This window comes from Legionella sp. 227, assembly GCF_043161935.1.
GTDB classification, from domain to species: domain Bacteria; phylum Pseudomonadota; class Gammaproteobacteria; order Legionellales; family Legionellaceae; genus Legionella; species Legionella sheltonii.
Genome location: NZ_CP171154.1, coordinates 3,076,410 through 3,092,216, shown reverse-complemented (window position 1 = coordinate 3,092,216; position 15,807 = coordinate 3,076,410). Strand labels below are relative to the sequence as shown.

Sequence of the window (15,807 nt, the reverse complement as noted above, 5' to 3'; positions counted from 1 at the left end):
CTTGCAGGAGATGTGCTTTCTGCACTATTCTTGCATACCTATATTTTTCAAGGTCAAAAAGTATTAAAAATACTATACTCATAATATATATTACTTTATTGAGGAAAACCAAAAAATAATGATTCATAATGTTCATCACGTTAAATTATGCCGAAAATCGATTGCTGCGCGAAATAACAAACAAGCTGATTTTCTCGATTCAATTGATCGATCTGACATAACTTTTGCTGTAGGTCCTGCTGGAACTGGGAAGACTTATTTGGCTGTATCTAAGGCCATACAATGCTTTGAAAAAGGTGAAGTACAAAGATTGATTTTTGTTAGACCCGCAGTTGAAGCAGGTGAAAAATTAGGTTTCCTACCAGGAGACTTGGTGGAAAAAGTATTGCCCTATTTAAGACCCATTTATGATGCTTTATACGAAATGATAGGTTTTAAAGAAACACAAAAATTAATTCAAACTGATATAATCGAAGTTTTACCTCTGGCATTTATGCGCGGACGAACTTTAAATGAATCATTTATTATTCTTGATGAGGCACAAAATACGACCATTATGCAAATGAAAATGTTTTTAACTCGCATAGGTTTTGGTTCAAAAGCGGTGGTAACTGGAGATATGACCCAAGTAGATTTACCCAAGGGTATTGATTCCGGACTTGCCCATGCAGTAGGATTATTCAAAAAAATACCGGAAATTAGTATTCATATGTTCACGAGTCGGGAAGTAGTACGACATCCTTTAGTATCTAAAATTGTTGACTGCTATGATAATGCATCAACAGGAAAAAAATAATGAGTTATTATATTGATATTCAAAATGCAACTGATGAATCCTTACCTGTTAGTGAAGACGAATTAACACGTCTAGCACACCTGGCTTTGAGGGATAATCAAAAAGATGCTGAACTGACCATTCGTCTCGTTACACCAGAAGAGATGATCTACTTAAATCACACATACAGAAAACAAAATAAAACAACAAATGTACTGTCATTTCCCAGTGCTTTGCCTCCTGAAATACAACTTGAATGCCCTCTCTTAGGTGATGTTGTTATTTGCCCGCAGGTATTAGTAGAAGAAAGTAAACAGCTTAATAAAACTTTGGAAGCCCATTGGGCATTGATTTTGATTCATGGAATATTGCATTTATTGGGCTATGATCACATTAAGGATGATGAAGCAACTATAATGCAAGCTATTGAAATTAAATTGTTAGCGGAACTGGGGTTTCCTAATCCTTACGACGCAGAGGGTATTGAACTTGAATAAAGAGGAAGATAATAGTACGTGGTTTGCTCGCTTTAAACAGTTTTTACAAGGAGAACCACAAAACCAAGAGGAACTTGTTAGTTTATTAAGGGACGCTCAAATTCGCTCTCTTATTAGTGCAGAAACTTTGGCAATGCTCGAAGGCGCTATTTCATTTTCCAAAATGCGCGTACGAGATATTATGCTGCCTAAAAATCAAATGGTTTGTATTAAGCAAAACGATGAGTTCTGCGATATTATAAAAACTGTAACTCAAACCGGCCATTCAAGGTTCCCAGTTATTGCTGCAGATGCAGATGAAATCATTGGGATACTCCATGCAAAAGATTTACTACGCTATCAATCGTCTAATCTGGATACCTTTGATTTGTTAGATATTTGTCGCTTGGCGGCTTTTGTTCCTGAAAGCCGACGTCTCGATAGTCTGCTCAGTGAGTTTCGTAGTAATAAAAATCACATGGCTATTGTTGTGGATGAATACGGCGAAGTTTCAGGATTTGTAACCATTGAGGATATTATTGAACAAATAATCGGCGATATTGAAGATGAGTTTGATATTGATGAAGATGCTTACCTTAAAGTACATGAAGATGGGCACTATATTGTCAAAGCCCATATGCCTATTGAAGAATTCAATGAACAACTGAATGCAGATTTTAGTGATGAATTTTATGATACAATTGGTGGTATTGTAATGAATAGTTTTGGCCATTTACCTTCACGAGGGGAAACCATTACAATTGATTCTTTTGAGTTTAGAATTATAAATGCAGATGCCAGAAGAATTAAGTTAATGGAATGTATTGATAAACGTAAGGCATAATGAAGTATGAATGGTAATATTCTCATAATTGATGATGATACAGAGCTGACCGATTTATTGTCCCAATATTTGGTGCCTGAGGGTTTTAACGCTGTATGTGTCCATGATGGTGAAAGTGGCGTAAAAAAGGCCTTAAATCAAACTTTTGATGCCATTATTCTCGATGTGATGCTGCCTAAATTAAATGGTTTTGAGGTATTAAAAGCAATTCGAGAACATTTGGAAACCCCTGTCCTCATGTTAACTGCTCGGGGGGATGATATCGATCGTATCGTAGGTCTTGAAATTGGCGCCGATGATTACTTACCGAAACCCTGTAATCCACGTGAATTGGTAGCTCGTTTGCGTGCTATCTTAAGACGTACTCAAAAAATTCCCACTTCAAGACCGATCATTGAACAACATAATATTGTTGTTGATTGTTCCAAACGCCATGTAACTATGGGCGGAAGTTATCTTGAATTAACCAATGCCGAATTTAATATTTTAGAAATGCTTATTAAGTCACCAGGACAAGCATTCTCAAAAGAAGAGCTTACTGAATATGCTCTTGGGCGAAAATACACCGCTTATGATCGCAGCATTGATGTTCATATTAGTAACCTAAGAAACAAGTTAGGAGATAATCCTCAAGGCGAACCCATAGTTAAGACGGTTCGTGGCTTTGGATATATGTTTAATGCGTAGTTTATATTGGAAAATTTTTATTTCATTTTGGCTTGCCACCATACTTATTATTTTCACTACCGCATGGGTCATCAGCCATATTGTACAAAAGTCATCATTACCCGCCCAAGAACAACTCTTTATGGACAGCTATGCGAATGCAGCTGTTGCTACTTATGAATCTGGCAGGCAAGCTGCTTTATTAAAATGGCTGAATAAAATAGGCATTTCTCGTCATATGTCCATTTATTTATTGTCCAGTACTGGTGAAATTATTGGAACACAGGTAGCGCCAGAAAATGTCAAAAAAGTTGCTGAAAATCTGCTTCAAGATCAATTAAGTGAAGGTATTTTAAAGTCAGGAAAGCTCATAGTCAGTCATGAAATTTTATCCACTTCAGGAAAATTCTATCGTCTTGCAGCGGTGAGTGAAAAACCTATCTATCATTTTGTTGGTGTACCTTGGGCAGGTCTAGCTATTCGTCTTATCTTAGCAACATTTATCAGCGGACTAATATGCTATTTATTATCACGATACTTAACTCAGCCATTGCGTTCTTTAGGCATGGCAGCTAAATCAATCGCAACGGGAAAATTAAATACGCGTGTCGGGCATTTAAGAGGCCATCATAACGATGAAATTGCTCAGTTAAGTAAAGAGTTTGATCGAATGGCAGAGCAACTGGAGCGATTGATAAATTCAAAAGAACGATTGCTGCAAGATATTTCTCATGAATTACGCTCCCCTCTTGCCCGACTACAAATTGCCATTGAATTGGGGCGCAATAAAACACAACATTTGGCAGATACCGAATTTAACCGTATGGAGCTTGAATGTTCTCGTCTAAATGCTTTGATTACAGAAGTTTTAGACTTTGCTCGTTTAGAAAAATCAACAACTGAACTTAATTTAACTGAAAGCAATCTTTCGGAGCTTCTGTTTCATATCATCGAAGATGCCAATTATGAGGTTGGTGAGGATACACCCAGAGTCCAAGCAGGAGTAATTGAGCCTTGCCACTTATTAATCGATGAACGTTTGATTCACAGAGCAATAGAAAATGTGGTTCGCAATGCATTGCATTATTCACCGGCTGCAGAACAGGTTACTGTGTCATTAAAATATGATGAAACAAAAGAACACGTATGCATCGACATTAGTGATAAAGGACCTGGTGTTCCTGAAGATCAGTTAGAGAGAATATTTAATCCTTTTTATCGTGTAGATACATCGAGAGCAAAAAAAACTGGGGGATATGGTTTAGGCTTGGCTATAGCCTCTCGTGCGATTCAAATGCATCATGGCAAAATTATGGCTCTAAACAATTCGGGGGGAGGATTGCTTGTACGAATTATTCTTAATTCAAATTTAACGAGTGTAGTTCGAATCGAAAACCCTGAATTAGACTCTCTTATGACCATGTAGGACATCAATGATAACTCTTCTTAGTGTCTGAAAACGAACTATTTTTTTCTGTTTAATTAAGGTACAATGCACAGGGTTATAGAATCTCCAGGACTATTTTTAGAATGACCGTAGCTCAGAAATTAGATAAAGCAAGTGGTATTTTATTCTTCGCTGGCTTTTTGCTTTCAAAGCTCCAATATCTACCTTTCCCAATTGTGTCAGCAATTTTCAGATTCGTTTCGCTGGGGATCTATTTATTTGCATATCTTTCTTGGCTTACAGCTTGCCTTCTTCATCCAGATCATAAAGAACACTACCAAAAATGGTATGGTTTTGCCCAAATAAAAGAACAATTTTTTTATTCATCATTCATAGGGTTTGGTGCGACAATCCTCAGTATTGCTGCAGTTTTTCTGCCAGCTCTATTCCCTCCAGCCGCTTGGCTCTTTTTTTTGGGTAATCTGGTATGGGCCGTTGGCGAATATCATAAATTAAGAAATCCCCTGGATAAGAATTCCTCTTATTCTCGACAAAGTGCTTATTTTGGTTATGCTTCAACATCAGCTGTTATCTCATTAGTAACCGCTATCGCAGCCACTCTTACATTTATATTTCCCCCTATGGCAATACCCATTACTATTTTTTCGCTGATCGTTTGCGTAGGGCTGGGTGCCTTAGCATTTGAGTTCTGGCTAAACTCCTCTTTTGGGGATCATAAACCAGCCCCAGTACCTGGTAGCTATGTGCAAATGGGCGATACACTTGGTCCGTCCTCCTCTCTGGAACATGCTGATACGCCAGAACCAGGCTGTTGGAGCAGCCTGTTTTCTAGTCCAAATGATAAACATAATAAATCATTTTCAAATCCCATTGAATTAATTGATGCAGTGAAACATGAAGAAATTGGAGGAGGACATAGTCTTAGTACCAATAGTCTTTTATAATTGAATAAATAGTATCTATTTTATTGAGACTTATTATGGATCCCAAAATTACCACAATGATTTCAAATGCATATCAAGCACTTGCTCATTCTTACTCACCCTACTCCAAATTTAGCGTAGCCTGTTGTATTTGTACGGATAAAGATAATCTATATACAGGCGTTAATGTGGAAAATAGCTCTTATGGTTTAGCAGTATGTGCAGAAACTTCAGCAATCTCAGCGATGGTTTCTGCCGGGGAACAGCATATTAAAAGTATGGTGGTACTTGCAGGAACCAATGCATTGTGTTCACCCTGTGGTGCGTGCAGACAAAGGATTTATGAGTTTGCAACACCAGATACCGTAGTCCATCTGTGCAATAAAGATTCGATATTGCATAGCTTAAAAATTGATGAACTCCTGCCGCTGGCTTTTAAATTTGATTTTAACTCTTAACATAATAGGAAAATTTGTATGACCGATACTGCAACCAAGCAGAACTATGCTCATTTAGCAGCAAACCATATCAAAAAACTGTATCCTTCATTTAAGCCAACTGTTGCTGTGGTTTTGGGATCAGGATTAGGTAAATTTGCTGATGAATTAAAAGATTCAATACGTATCAATTATGATGAATTACCTGGATTTCCAAAAATTACCGTGCAAGGACATGGCGGTAATCTAATCCTTGGCTATTGGAACAACGTAGGTGTTGTCTGTCTGCAAGGGCGAGCGCATACATATGAAGGTATAGAAAACTATGAGACGGTTAAGACCTACGTTCGTACTTTGAAACTTCTAGGATGCAGCTATTTTATTGCAACCAATGCATCAGGGTCACTAAGAGAAGATGTTGGGCCCGGGAAACTAATGCTCATTTCTGACCATATAAATTTGCAACCAAGCAACCCTTTAATAGGCCCTAATGATGATGAGTTTGGTCCAAGATTTTATCCTTTAGACAATGCCTATGATAAACAGATGCGTTTAGATTTATTATCAATTGCAGAAAAAAATTCAATCAAACTCACTGAAGGAGTTTATATCTCTGTTTTAGGCCCACACTATGAAACAGCCGCAGAAATTAAAGCATTTAAAATTTGGGGAGCAGATGCAGTAGGAATGTCTACCGTTCCAGAAGTTTTAGTAGCTAACCACTGCTCTATGCATGTGGCAGTAATTGCCATGATAACTAATTACGCGACTGGCCTTTCAAAAACAGCTCATAGTCATGAATCAGTAGTTGCAATGGCAGAAAGTGCTGCTGAGGAGCTAAATCTTATCCTAAAACAATACATTGCGAGTCTAAAGTGACGTTAGAGACCCATTTTAACGAGGTCATACATGTTTTGCTTGGCAGTTATCCTCATCGAAGGATAACAGCCAAACAACTGATCCATACCCTCGATCTCACTCTATTAGATGAGCAGGCAACCGATGACTCATTATCTCAATTAAAACAGAATGCCAATCTGAATCATGTTGCTGCACTATGTATTTACTCACAACATTTAGAACAGTGTTCCTCGCAAAATACCATACCCTTGGCAACAGTGATCAACTTTCCTCATGGAAAGGATGAGTTAGATTTCTCAATTGCTTCGATAGAACAAGCGGTACAATTAGGCGCAACTGAAATTGATTATGTCTTTCCCTATCATTTGTATCTACAAGGACAGAAACATAAAGCATTGGCCCAATGTCATGCTGTGTCAAACTCATGCAAACAACACAATCTTGTTTTAAAAATTATTTTGGAAACGGGTGCTTTTCCTGACATGCAAAGCATTTACAATGCAAGTAAAGAGCTCATTGCATCAGGTTGCGATTTCCTTAAAACATCAACAGGTAAAATACCTTTAGGTGCATCTTTATCTGCGGTATTTGCGATTTTAAGTGCGATTAGAGATGCAAAAGCAGACTGTGGTGTTAAAGTGTCTGGGGGTGTTAAAAAAACCCAAGATGCATACAATTATGCAACGCTCTCAGAACTAATAATCGACAAACCAATTAACAAAAGCTGGTTTCGCATCGGAGCTAGTAGTTTATTAGATGAACTGTTAAAAATAATTTAATTCTCGGTTATACTTCGTGCGGCCAAACATTAAATTGATGATATGACTCGGTGTTATTTCGGTCATGTTCCTAACTGGAGTTTAAGCCCTATGAATAAAAAAAACTTATTTAAATCTGTTTTAATACTACTTTTTGGCTTTATTTTAATAAGCTGCAACAAAGCATTGCCTCCCGGTGAGTATGATACAAATGAAGTTGGCAAAGTTAAAAAAGTAATTCCTGGAACAATTATTTCTAAACGTCCAGTGAACTTACATCGAAACATGAATAATATGACTAAAAATACAAACAATGGTTTTGTAGATAATGGTTATAGTCAAACACGCGGTGTTGAGTACGTTATTAAATTAAACTCTGGCGGAATTATTTCTGTCGTTCAGTCCGAAGATCTCAGACTTAAAACAAAACAAAAAATTCTTGTTATTTATGGAAAACACACACGTGTTGTCGCAGATAATGGAAGTGAGACGTTTTAATAGCGACAACTTTTGGATGAATCAATCCTGTGATGCTAATCTAGCCTGGTTGTAAGCAGCCGGGCTTTTGTTAAGTCCTAAAAAGATGGCTTAAGACTGTCGATGTATTCATAAATTAACCTACTGTTACGTATTGCATTTGAATTCAATTGTCCCGATTCAGCGACCTCCTCTTAAATCTATAATCACCTATATCGCAACTGCCAACCACATCCATGCCCCATAGTACCCGCTTACGATAAAAGCTTTAAAACAATCCTGAGGCTCTCTTTTCTTGATAAGCTTTTGTTGGTAAAGCAAGATAAAACCGGCGATACACCAAATAATATAAAAAAATAAATTCCTTTGATTGACCAATCCCCAATAGAGCCATAAGCCATGAAATAAACTTTGTAACATGCCAATAATTAATCGATCATAATCAGCAAACAAAATGGCAGTAGATTTTACCCCAATTCGTAAATCATCTGCTTTATCGGCCATAGCATACATGGTGTCATAAACAAGGATCCAACAAAAATTGATTAAAAACAATAAGAAACACTCAATAGTTAACGTGAAACCTGAGGCAACATAAGCCATAGGTATTCCCATAGAAAATGCAAAACCAAGAATCAGTTGTGGAGCATCTAAAAAACGTTTGCAAAATGGATAGAGTAAAGAAACAAATAATGCGATTAATCCAAGATAAAAACAATTTCGAGGTAACTGAATTAATATCAACAATGCGGCTAAAAGCAATACGATTAATAAAAGAAAAGCCTCGGGTAAAGTCACTTCTCCAGCAGTTAATGGTCTTAATTTAGTGCGCGCGACATGCTTATCGATATTTCGATCGGCAATATCATTGATGACACAGCCTGCTGCTCGCATAAGAACTGTTCCGCTAAGAAAAAGGATAAACAGTCTAAATGATGGCGCCCCTTTGTTTGCTAGCCACAAAGCCCATGCAGTGGGATACCATAGCAATAAAATTCCCACAGGTTTATCAAAGCGCATTAATCGCCAATACGCATTCCATTTCATGGATTCAAACTCTCAAGTTCAGGTAACATAATTTCAACTAAATAAAATGACTCCTTTTGTTGAAATGAAAACTCTGCGAGACGGACCCAAAGTACACCATGAACTGAATCCAAAGTTCGTTTAACCCAATAATACTCTAAACATTGTTGATCGACGGGATAACTAATCCATTGCACACGACACACTTTCTCTTCATCAAAAATTAAGTTTCTTATGGATTCATTTTTTAGACGTCCAAAAAAATCAGGATCGAGGTCATAACATTTTTTAGGAATAATACTTCGGGCATACCAATAAGCGACACCATGACTTCTCATAATGATGTCACGCTGAAAAACCATTTCATCTTCAATGTGTAGAAAATTTTTATTCCACCAATCTGTATTTATCCAATCTTGGGAAATAAGTTCAATTTTTGCCTCACCCTTTATTTGCTGCAATTTATCAGTTAATGAAGCTTGATGATTGAGCCACTCTGTAAGAGGATCGGAGCATTTTGCACTTATTGTAAAAATCGATTGGGTATTAATAGCCATGGATGGTATTACTTAAAACAAAATATTATCAGTAAGATCTTACAAAATTAACGCTCTAGCGACAAGCTATTGCTGACTCTTATTCTTCCTAGTCGATTTAAAATCACAGTGACTTGCTCATGTGTCACTTTATTAATTAAGGTAAAATGGCCATTGCTCATCGCCTGACCAAGAACAGTTGAAAACGTGATCTTATTTGTTGAACCAGCGCCCTCCCAATTCAAACTCCAGCGTGGATGATTCCATTGCCATTGATAAATCATTTTGGCTTGATTGGTTTGTTTCTCTAAAAAACTCAAAACCATACCATTTGACCAATTGGATGAACTATCTATGGGAGTAAGATATACTGGATTACCAAGAATAATCGCCTGAATCTTGGCATATTGAATTGCTGTTCGTAGTTCATCAATTATTGTTTGTTGCTCATTTTTATTCATGAAATAAGTATATGAAGCTATTCCTAATAGTGATAATCCTATAAATAATGCCATCGTTATCACTAACTCAAGAAGTGTAAAACCTTTTCTATTCATAAAAATAAATGCTTCTCCATATCTATTCCTGATGCGAATGGAAGTAAATAAAATATCATGTATTGCAACATATTACATACTAAAAGAAAACGCCTCATCAGAGTCATCCTCTGCTTCATAATAAACACCTGAAACTACGGTTTGCAAAGGCTCACTTTTTCTGCTCATCGAACGAAGTAAGCGAGTATTAATTTGAGAATCTTTGTTCCATATACGCAACATACGTAAACATTGGGGAAAAGATAAATCCCAACGTGCAAAATACTCGTCTTTATCCATGTTTTTATTCCCATTCAACAAATCAAGCACCTGACTCAATGCATCATAAACCTCTTTAGCCGGATTTTTTTTAAGTTCTTTTAATAACTTAATCACAATATGAAGAATTAAATGAGTTTCATTTCGAATTTTTGCAAAATGCTCTAAACAAGCAAAAGGATCTTTCAACAAAAATGAATGGCGAGCGTAATCAAAGATTTTTTTGTCCGTACTGTCTTTTAATAAAGACTGCGATAACTTTAAAAATACAGGATATACCGCAAGTAAAATTTTGTGATTCTCCATTCTAACTGTAGAAGAAAGGGTGTGGTGTATTTCATTACCAAAAAATGTTAATGGACGATCTTCATGTGAAGGGCTATGTAATGAAGAAGATCCCGAATTGAAATAAAGAGCCTTTAATTCTTGAGCCTGTTTTAACAAATCAACGCGATTAGGAGCAGTAGATTCTTCAAGAAGTTGATACACTCTATCAAACCATTGTCTATCTCCTCTATAACAACAATAAGAGAGCAATTCACCTAAAGAGCTGAACGTCTCATACATGAACTCCTCATTATCATACTCATCAAATTCATTTTTGTGATAACGCATATTTAAGTAGTTTATTGTCTCTTTGTAACCTGACTCAATCATTTTTTTTCTGGTTTTCTCTCCCACTGTAAATGATGAGGTAGATACATTATCTACATTGATCACAATGGATTGGCATGCATATTTTCTTAATTTTAAACGGTCTTTTTCCCACCCACTGGCAGGATCACTCACCCCAGTTAGCAATCGATAAATCCAGTTTAACACTATATTTTCTCTATAAACCCTATCCATCACCCGATCTATTGCCTTTCTCTCGGGTCCATCATCGAACTTGACAGCGAGTACTTTTAAATTATTACCATATTCGGATTCGAGTAATGTTGTATGATCATCCACAAAAGCTTCCGTAGGAAAATTATTCAATACACCACCATCATTATGTGGATCTCCATCAATATCGGTCGACCGGTAAACTATAGGAAAGCTTGCTGATGTTTTAACTGCTTCACTTACTTCAAAATTAGGTGAGCGTAAAAATGAAAAATAGCGCGTTTCCCCCTTACGTTTATTCGTAGCCGTTACCACCAACTCTTTTCCTATACCACATCCAGGACATTTTTTTCTTATCTCTTCTAAAGTTGCGAAAGTAATTTTTCCCTCTGGATATGGAATTCGATATTTAGCAACGATTTCATTTAATTTATAGGCAATTGCATAATCAAGAGCTGTTTTTAGCGAATGAGCCTCTGAAATTCCATTAATATTAATATCAAAATGAACTAAATGTTCATGTTTAAAATGTTTAAATAATTCTTCAATTTCAGCCGCTGAATAGCCTAAATAACACATTAAAGCCATAATCGCGCCCGCAGAACTACCCGCAAACTTTTCAGGATATATTCTGGCTTCATTTAGCGCCTTCCAGACCCCAATATGTGCAAAAATTTTTGCACCACCGCCACAAAGAACAATATTTTCAATATTAGGTTTTCTTTCTCTGACTAAAATCTCATGAGATTTTAAAAATCGGTATATTTCTATTTTTTTTGATTCATATAAGGGAACTATTTGTTTTTCTTTAATGGATTTGCTTTTAACTTTTTCTTCACCCAACCATGGAAATAACCAAATCCAAATTCGAATATACCAAGGTTTCATGGACATAAATCGCTGCATTTTTCGATAATCATACATTTTATCGAGACGTTCCTGCGGATCAGACACTTCTATAGATTGAGGATGCGGGCTTTTGCATACCGATTCAAATTTGATATTTTTTAAATTGAGCGTACTAAGCTGTTCGACTAATTTATCGGTAATAAAAATTCGTTTTGTATTGCCTAAAGGCTCTTGTTGTAAGTCATTGTGGGCTTTGTACTTTGTTCCTGTTCCAGGTACTAGAAATTGATTAAAGCCGATCAATATTCCATGAGTCCCTTGACACATCTCAATTCCAGTCAATTGATAGTGAGATATATTTTTCAGTGATAAATCGATATCGCTTATTTTCCAATAGTCTAAATACAGCCCTTGGAACCAGCTTACTATTCTACCCCACCAGGACAAAGGGACCTCAGCAGTAAAACCTCGATACTCATTTACGGTAACGCCTCTTAAAAAAACCTTCGATTTATTCTCTTGATGCGGCTCTAAGAACCAGTGCATAAATAGGGCTCTTTTTTCTTCACTTAGACGTGTAAAATCGAACATCATCTGCTCGTTGTCAAATAAATAGTTCCCTAAGGCAATTTTATTATCTGGAGGTAAGCCGTTGATCTGTAGACGACCTAAGTAGGCAGTAATAATAATTTTTTTTAATAAATCCAGGTTTTGAGCGTATTGAGCTGAGTCAGAGTCAAGCAACTGACTTATTACGTGTTGTGGTGTCATCACTTATCCTTAAGTTATGATAATCCATTAATACATTCAGCAGCTTTATTGTATTTTGCAAAATTTCCTATTCTGCTTAAATCTTCTTTTTGCTTAAACTCCTGTTTTTCTTAATCACCTCATTCATTTAAGTGATACGGTTGGATGCTTATCTGTTTTATTATTTTTAACCATCACAAATATAATTAACACAAATTTATCAGAAATTAAATAGCACTAATTAATCAAAAATTACACTTCTTATTTTGAAGTAAGTGAGATTGAGTTGAGATATAAAAAAATTTTTTTAAGATAACCCTGGGTAACAACTTGGGTTACCCAGGACATTGAGATAATTAAGGTTCTTGAATACTTTTTAGAATTTCTGCGACAACGAGTTCTGGATTTGATGATTGGGTGATGGGACGACCTACTACTAAATAATCACTACCTTCCTTAATAGCTTGTTTGGGTGTCATCACTCTTGATTGATCATCATTTGCATCATTTGAAAGTCTAATTCCTGGAGTAACTGTAATAAATTGATCGCCACAGGCCCTTTTAATTACGTTAACTTCTTGAGCGGAGCTAACCACTCCATCTAAACCCGATTCTTTGGTTAAGATTGCCAGTTTCTTTACATGCTCCATGATCGGTGTGCTTATACCAATAGAAGTTAATTCGATTTGATTAAAACTGGTTAAAACAGTTACAGCAATTAATAGAGGTCGATTAGTGCCATAAGCATCGATTGCTTTGCGTGCTGCCTGCATCATGCTTACTCCACCAGAAGCATGAACATTCATCATCCACACCCCTAATTCAGCCCCTGCCTTACACGCATTTGCAACAGTATTGGGAATATCATGAAATTTTAAATCCAAGAAAACCTTAAATTGTCGCTTCACTAATTGTTTCACAAAATCCGTGCCAAATAGAGTAAAAAGCTCGCTACCTACTTTCAAAGCACAACTTTTAGGGTCAAGCTTTTCAATAAGGTTTAAAGCAGCATGCTCATTATCAAAATCAAGCGCAACAATTAATTTAGGTGTCATTTTATGCCACAGCCTCTTCTTCGCGCATTTCTAGAGCATTTTTAACTGCAGCAACAATTTTCATTTGTTCGGCTTCTTGCAAATAAGGATGCATAGGTAAACTGATTACCCGACTGCTTGCATGTTCAGAATGGGGAAAATCGCCCACTTTGTACCCTAAATAAGCTAAGGCAGTTTGTTGATGCAACGGTATTGGATAATGGACTGCAGTTGGGATTCCTGATTCGCTCATTGATTTTTGAAAAGCATCACGATTATTTACTTCAATTGTATATTGCGCGTAAACGCTTGTGTTATAGCTATGAATATAAGGTGTTTTTACTAATGGCGAGAGCATGTGATCATAAGCCTTAGCAACCCTTTGCCGCATAATGATTTCATCAGGGAAAAGTTTCAGTTTTTCAATTAAAACAGCAGCTTGTATGGTATCCATTCGGCCATTAATGCCTATACGATTATGGCAATAACGCGCATTTTGTCCATGAATTCTTATTTCAATGAGTTTCTGTGCCAAAGCATCATCATTGGTAAAACAAGCACCAGAATCACCATATCCACCTAAAGGTTTAGATGGAAAAAAACTAGTACATCCAATTGTTGATAAGGCGCATGAATAGTTACCTTTATATGTTGCACCGAAACTCTGCGCTGCGTCTTCAATTACCGGAATACCGTAACGAGCAGCAATCGCATTAATTTCATCATGATCAGAACATTGACCATACAATCCAACGGGCATTATTGCCTTAGTTTTACTGGTAATAGCCGCTTCTAAATGTTTGGGATCCATATTATAGGTAAGAGGGTCGATATCGACAAAAACTGGTTTGGCTTGGCAAAGGCTAATTACTTCTGTGGTGGCAAAAAAACTAAACGGAGTAGTAATAACCTCATCTCCAGGCTGAATTTCCAAAGCCATTAATGCCATTAATAAGGCATCTGTTCCACTTGAATTGACAATAACATGTTTGACACCTATAAAATCAGCCAATTGCTTTTCAAGCTCTGTAATTTCAGGTCCCATAATATACTGGCCATGATTCAAAACATTTTTAATACTGGCCAAAATTTCGGTTTCTATTATTGAATACTGTTTTTTTAAATCGATAAATTGCATCATAATCTCTTAAAATTAGTTAATATCCTTCCAAACCATGGACAGGTTTCATTCTTCCCCAGTTTTTACAACCGGGACAATGCCAATGCAGATGCTTACCACCAAAGCCGCAATGAACGCATCGATAAACTGGCTTATTGTCTAAAAACTTACTCGTTATATCATAAAGCATTTGTAATTTGTCACGAACTTTCCCGTGAGCAGATTCAAGATGCCAATAAATTAACTGATTTAAACCTCTTATTGATGGATGTTTGCTTAAATTATCGGCTACGAAATCTATAGCGGCATCCATATTCTTTTGTTGTCTTAAATATTCTGCGATGACAAAAATTACTGAAGCCCGAGGATGATTTTCTAAGGTCTGCTCAAGATACTTGATGCACTCATCCATTGTATTTAATTCTTTGTGGCATATAACGAGTGGTTCAATAATTTCTGTTAAAAAATCTGCATCTTGTTGTGGGACACGTTTTAATGAGCGAATGGCTTGCTTGTAACGACCTTCTTTCATTTCCAGGCTTGCATTCATTAAGCTGGCTCGAACTGATTCATTATCCACACATATAGCTTGTTTAATACAATATGTAGCCTTGTCAATCGCATTAGTTTTTAATGCCTGACTGGCCATTTCACAATAATAATGAGCTGCTTGATTATGAAAACTTGTTCCTGTTGAAATTTCTAATTTTTTAATTACATCTAAAGCCTTTTCCCAAGCTTTTTCTTGCTGATAAATGGCTAATAAGCCATGTAAACTTCGTGTCTCTTTAGAACCACCTAACTCCACAACCTCTAAGAAAATTCGCTCTGCCCTATCAAATAAGCCAGCACTCATATAATCCTGGCCAAGAGCCATTAAAGATTCTTTTCTTTGCAGAATACTTAATTGAGGTCTTGCAATCAAATTTTGATGAATTCGGATGGCTCTATCAACCTCTCCACGACGCCTGAATAAACTTCCTAATGCAAGGTGAGTTTCTACCGTATCACTATCTACCTCTAATAATTTAATAAAAATATCAACAGCCTTATCGGGTTGTTCATTTAAGAGATAATTAAGTCCGACAACGTATTCACGGGATAAACGGTTATAAAAAGTAGGATCTTCTTTGGGTTTACTACGATTTGCCATCCACCAGCCCGACCAAGCAGCAGCAGGCAATAGTAATGGCCATAAATCAATCATTATTACCCTCCTCTGTG

17 protein-coding genes are annotated in these 15,807 nt (G+C 36.5%); 10 read left to right on the top strand and 7 right to left on the bottom strand.

Translation table 11 applies throughout. The features are described from left to right. The first annotated feature begins 118 nt into the window (after positions 1 to 118). From ACF8MK_RS13470 to ACF8MK_RS13425, 10 genes are all read left to right on the top strand, one after another. Positions 119 to 796: a PhoH family protein gene (locus ACF8MK_RS13470; RefSeq protein ID WP_081776853.1), complete on the top strand. Its 678-nt coding sequence runs from the start codon at positions 119 to 121 to the stop codon at positions 794 to 796. After that, positions 796 to 1,272 carry an rRNA maturation RNase YbeY gene (ybeY, locus tag ACF8MK_RS13465; protein WP_265704131.1) on the top strand — a complete coding sequence of 159 codons (477 nt, stop codon included), beginning with the start codon at positions 796 to 798 and terminating at the stop codon, positions 1,270 to 1,272. Before ACF8MK_RS13470 ends, ybeY begins: the two co-directional genes overlap by 1 nt. Beyond that, a complete protein-coding gene (locus ACF8MK_RS13460; RefSeq protein ID WP_392537079.1) occupies positions 1,259 to 2,095 on the top strand; it encodes an HlyC/CorC family transporter in 837 nt (278 codons plus the stop codon). The genes ybeY and ACF8MK_RS13460 overlap by 14 nt, the downstream gene beginning before the upstream one ends. A gap of 6 nt (positions 2,096 to 2,101) precedes the next feature. Then, positions 2,102 to 2,782 (top strand): two-component system response regulator CpxR, encoded by a 681-nt coding sequence (cpxR, locus tag ACF8MK_RS13455; protein WP_265704129.1) that lies wholly within the window; start codon positions 2,102 to 2,104, stop codon positions 2,780 to 2,782. Beyond that, entirely contained in the window at positions 2,775 to 4,187 is a 1,413-nt protein-coding gene (gene cpxA / locus ACF8MK_RS13450) for a two-component system sensor histidine kinase CpxA (protein WP_392537078.1), read from the top strand. Before cpxR ends, cpxA begins: the two co-directional genes overlap by 8 nt. 104 nt (positions 4,188 to 4,291) lie before the next feature. Further along, positions 4,292 to 5,113 carry a hypothetical protein gene (locus ACF8MK_RS13445; RefSeq protein WP_392537077.1) on the top strand — a complete coding sequence of 274 codons (822 nt, stop codon included), beginning with the start codon at positions 4,292 to 4,294 and terminating at the stop codon, positions 5,111 to 5,113. Between the two features lie 35 nt (positions 5,114 to 5,148). After that, positions 5,149 to 5,550 (top strand): cytidine deaminase, encoded by a 402-nt coding sequence (gene cdd / locus ACF8MK_RS13440; protein ID WP_265704126.1) that lies wholly within the window; start codon positions 5,149 to 5,151, stop codon positions 5,548 to 5,550. Positions 5,551 to 5,568: 18 nt separating this feature from the next. Further along, complete coding sequence (locus ACF8MK_RS13435) at positions 5,569 to 6,408, top strand: purine-nucleoside phosphorylase (RefSeq protein ID WP_392537076.1); 840 nt, start codon at positions 5,569 to 5,571, stop codon at positions 6,406 to 6,408. Continuing rightward, positions 6,405 to 7,169, top strand: coding sequence for a deoxyribose-phosphate aldolase (gene deoC / locus ACF8MK_RS13430; RefSeq protein WP_392537075.1), 765 nt, complete (start codon positions 6,405 to 6,407; stop codon positions 7,167 to 7,169). The genes ACF8MK_RS13435 and deoC overlap by 4 nt, the downstream gene beginning before the upstream one ends. 90 nt (positions 7,170 to 7,259) lie before the next feature. Further along, positions 7,260 to 7,646, top strand: a complete 387-nt coding sequence (locus tag ACF8MK_RS13425; RefSeq protein WP_265704123.1) for a hypothetical protein — start codon at positions 7,260 to 7,262, stop codon at positions 7,644 to 7,646. A 189-nt stretch (positions 7,647 to 7,835) separates the two neighbouring features. Here ACF8MK_RS13425 and ubiA read toward each other — a convergent pair whose 3' ends face one another. From ubiA to lapB, 7 genes are all read right to left on the bottom strand, one after another. Further along, on the bottom strand, positions 7,836 to 8,672 hold the full coding sequence (ubiA, locus tag ACF8MK_RS13420; RefSeq protein WP_392537074.1) for a 4-hydroxybenzoate octaprenyltransferase: 837 nt from the start codon (positions 8,670 to 8,672) through the stop codon (positions 7,836 to 7,838). Continuing rightward, the gene (locus ACF8MK_RS13415; protein ID WP_392537073.1) at positions 8,669 to 9,208 is read right to left on the bottom strand and encodes a chorismate--pyruvate lyase family protein; all 540 of its coding nucleotides are present in this window, start codon (positions 9,206 to 9,208) and stop codon (positions 8,669 to 8,671) included. Before ACF8MK_RS13415 ends, ubiA begins: the two co-directional genes overlap by 4 nt. Positions 9,209 to 9,255: 47 nt before the next feature. Beyond that, positions 9,256 to 9,744, bottom strand: coding sequence for a GspH/FimT family pseudopilin (locus ACF8MK_RS13410; protein ID WP_392537072.1), 489 nt, complete (start codon positions 9,742 to 9,744; stop codon positions 9,256 to 9,258). Between the two features lie 72 nt (positions 9,745 to 9,816). Beyond that, complete coding sequence (vpdC, locus tag ACF8MK_RS13405; protein WP_392537071.1) at positions 9,817 to 12,450, bottom strand: Dot/Icm T4SS effector VpdC; 2,634 nt, start codon at positions 12,448 to 12,450, stop codon at positions 9,817 to 9,819. Between the two features lie 335 nt (positions 12,451 to 12,785). Beyond that, positions 12,786 to 13,484 carry an orotidine-5'-phosphate decarboxylase gene (gene pyrF / locus ACF8MK_RS13400; protein ID WP_392537070.1) on the bottom strand — a complete coding sequence of 233 codons (699 nt, stop codon included), beginning with the start codon at positions 13,482 to 13,484 and terminating at the stop codon, positions 12,786 to 12,788. Between the two features lies 1 nt (position 13,485). After that, entirely contained in the window at positions 13,486 to 14,601 is a 1,116-nt protein-coding gene (locus tag ACF8MK_RS13395) for a DegT/DnrJ/EryC1/StrS aminotransferase family protein (protein WP_265704187.1), read from the bottom strand. A 19-nt stretch (positions 14,602 to 14,620) separates the two neighbouring features. Beyond that, positions 14,621 to 15,790, bottom strand: coding sequence for a lipopolysaccharide assembly protein LapB (lapB, locus tag ACF8MK_RS13390; protein WP_392537069.1), 1,170 nt, complete (start codon positions 15,788 to 15,790; stop codon positions 14,621 to 14,623). Positions 15,791 to 15,807: the final 17 nt, after the last annotated feature.

Coding starts and splice junctions, on each gene's coding strand:
- ACF8MK_RS13435 (WP_392537076.1), top strand. CDS start 5,569: ATGACCGATACTGCAACCAAGCAGAACTATGCTCATTTAGCAGCAAAC.
- pyrF (WP_392537070.1), bottom strand. CDS start 13,484: ATGACACCTAAATTAATTGTTGCGCTTGATTTTGATAATGAGCATGCT.
- cdd (WP_265704126.1), top strand. CDS start 5,149: ATGGATCCCAAAATTACCACAATGATTTCAAATGCATATCAAGCACTT.
- vpdC (WP_392537071.1), bottom strand. CDS start 12,450: ATGACACCACAACACGTAATAAGTCAGTTGCTTGACTCTGACTCAGCT.
- ACF8MK_RS13415 (WP_392537073.1), bottom strand. CDS start 9,208: ATGGCTATTAATACCCAATCGATTTTTACAATAAGTGCAAAATGCTCC.
- ACF8MK_RS13410 (WP_392537072.1), bottom strand. CDS start 9,744: ATGAATAGAAAAGGTTTTACACTTCTTGAGTTAGTGATAACGATGGCA.
- ACF8MK_RS13395 (WP_265704187.1), bottom strand. CDS start 14,601: ATGCAATTTATCGATTTAAAAAAACAGTATTCAATAATAGAAACCGAA.
- lapB (WP_392537069.1), bottom strand. CDS start 15,790: ATGATTGATTTATGGCCATTACTATTGCCTGCTGCTGCTTGGTCGGGC.
- ACF8MK_RS13470 (WP_081776853.1), top strand. CDS start 119: ATGATTCATAATGTTCATCACGTTAAATTATGCCGAAAATCGATTGCT.
- ybeY (WP_265704131.1), top strand. CDS start 796: ATGAGTTATTATATTGATATTCAAAATGCAACTGATGAATCCTTACCT.
- ACF8MK_RS13425 (WP_265704123.1), top strand. CDS start 7,260: ATGAATAAAAAAAACTTATTTAAATCTGTTTTAATACTACTTTTTGGC.
- cpxA (WP_392537078.1), top strand. CDS start 2,775: ATGCGTAGTTTATATTGGAAAATTTTTATTTCATTTTGGCTTGCCACC.
- ACF8MK_RS13445 (WP_392537077.1), top strand. CDS start 4,292: ATGACCGTAGCTCAGAAATTAGATAAAGCAAGTGGTATTTTATTCTTC.
- ubiA (WP_392537074.1), bottom strand. CDS start 8,672: ATGAAATGGAATGCGTATTGGCGATTAATGCGCTTTGATAAACCTGTG.
- cpxR (WP_265704129.1), top strand. CDS start 2,102: ATGAATGGTAATATTCTCATAATTGATGATGATACAGAGCTGACCGAT.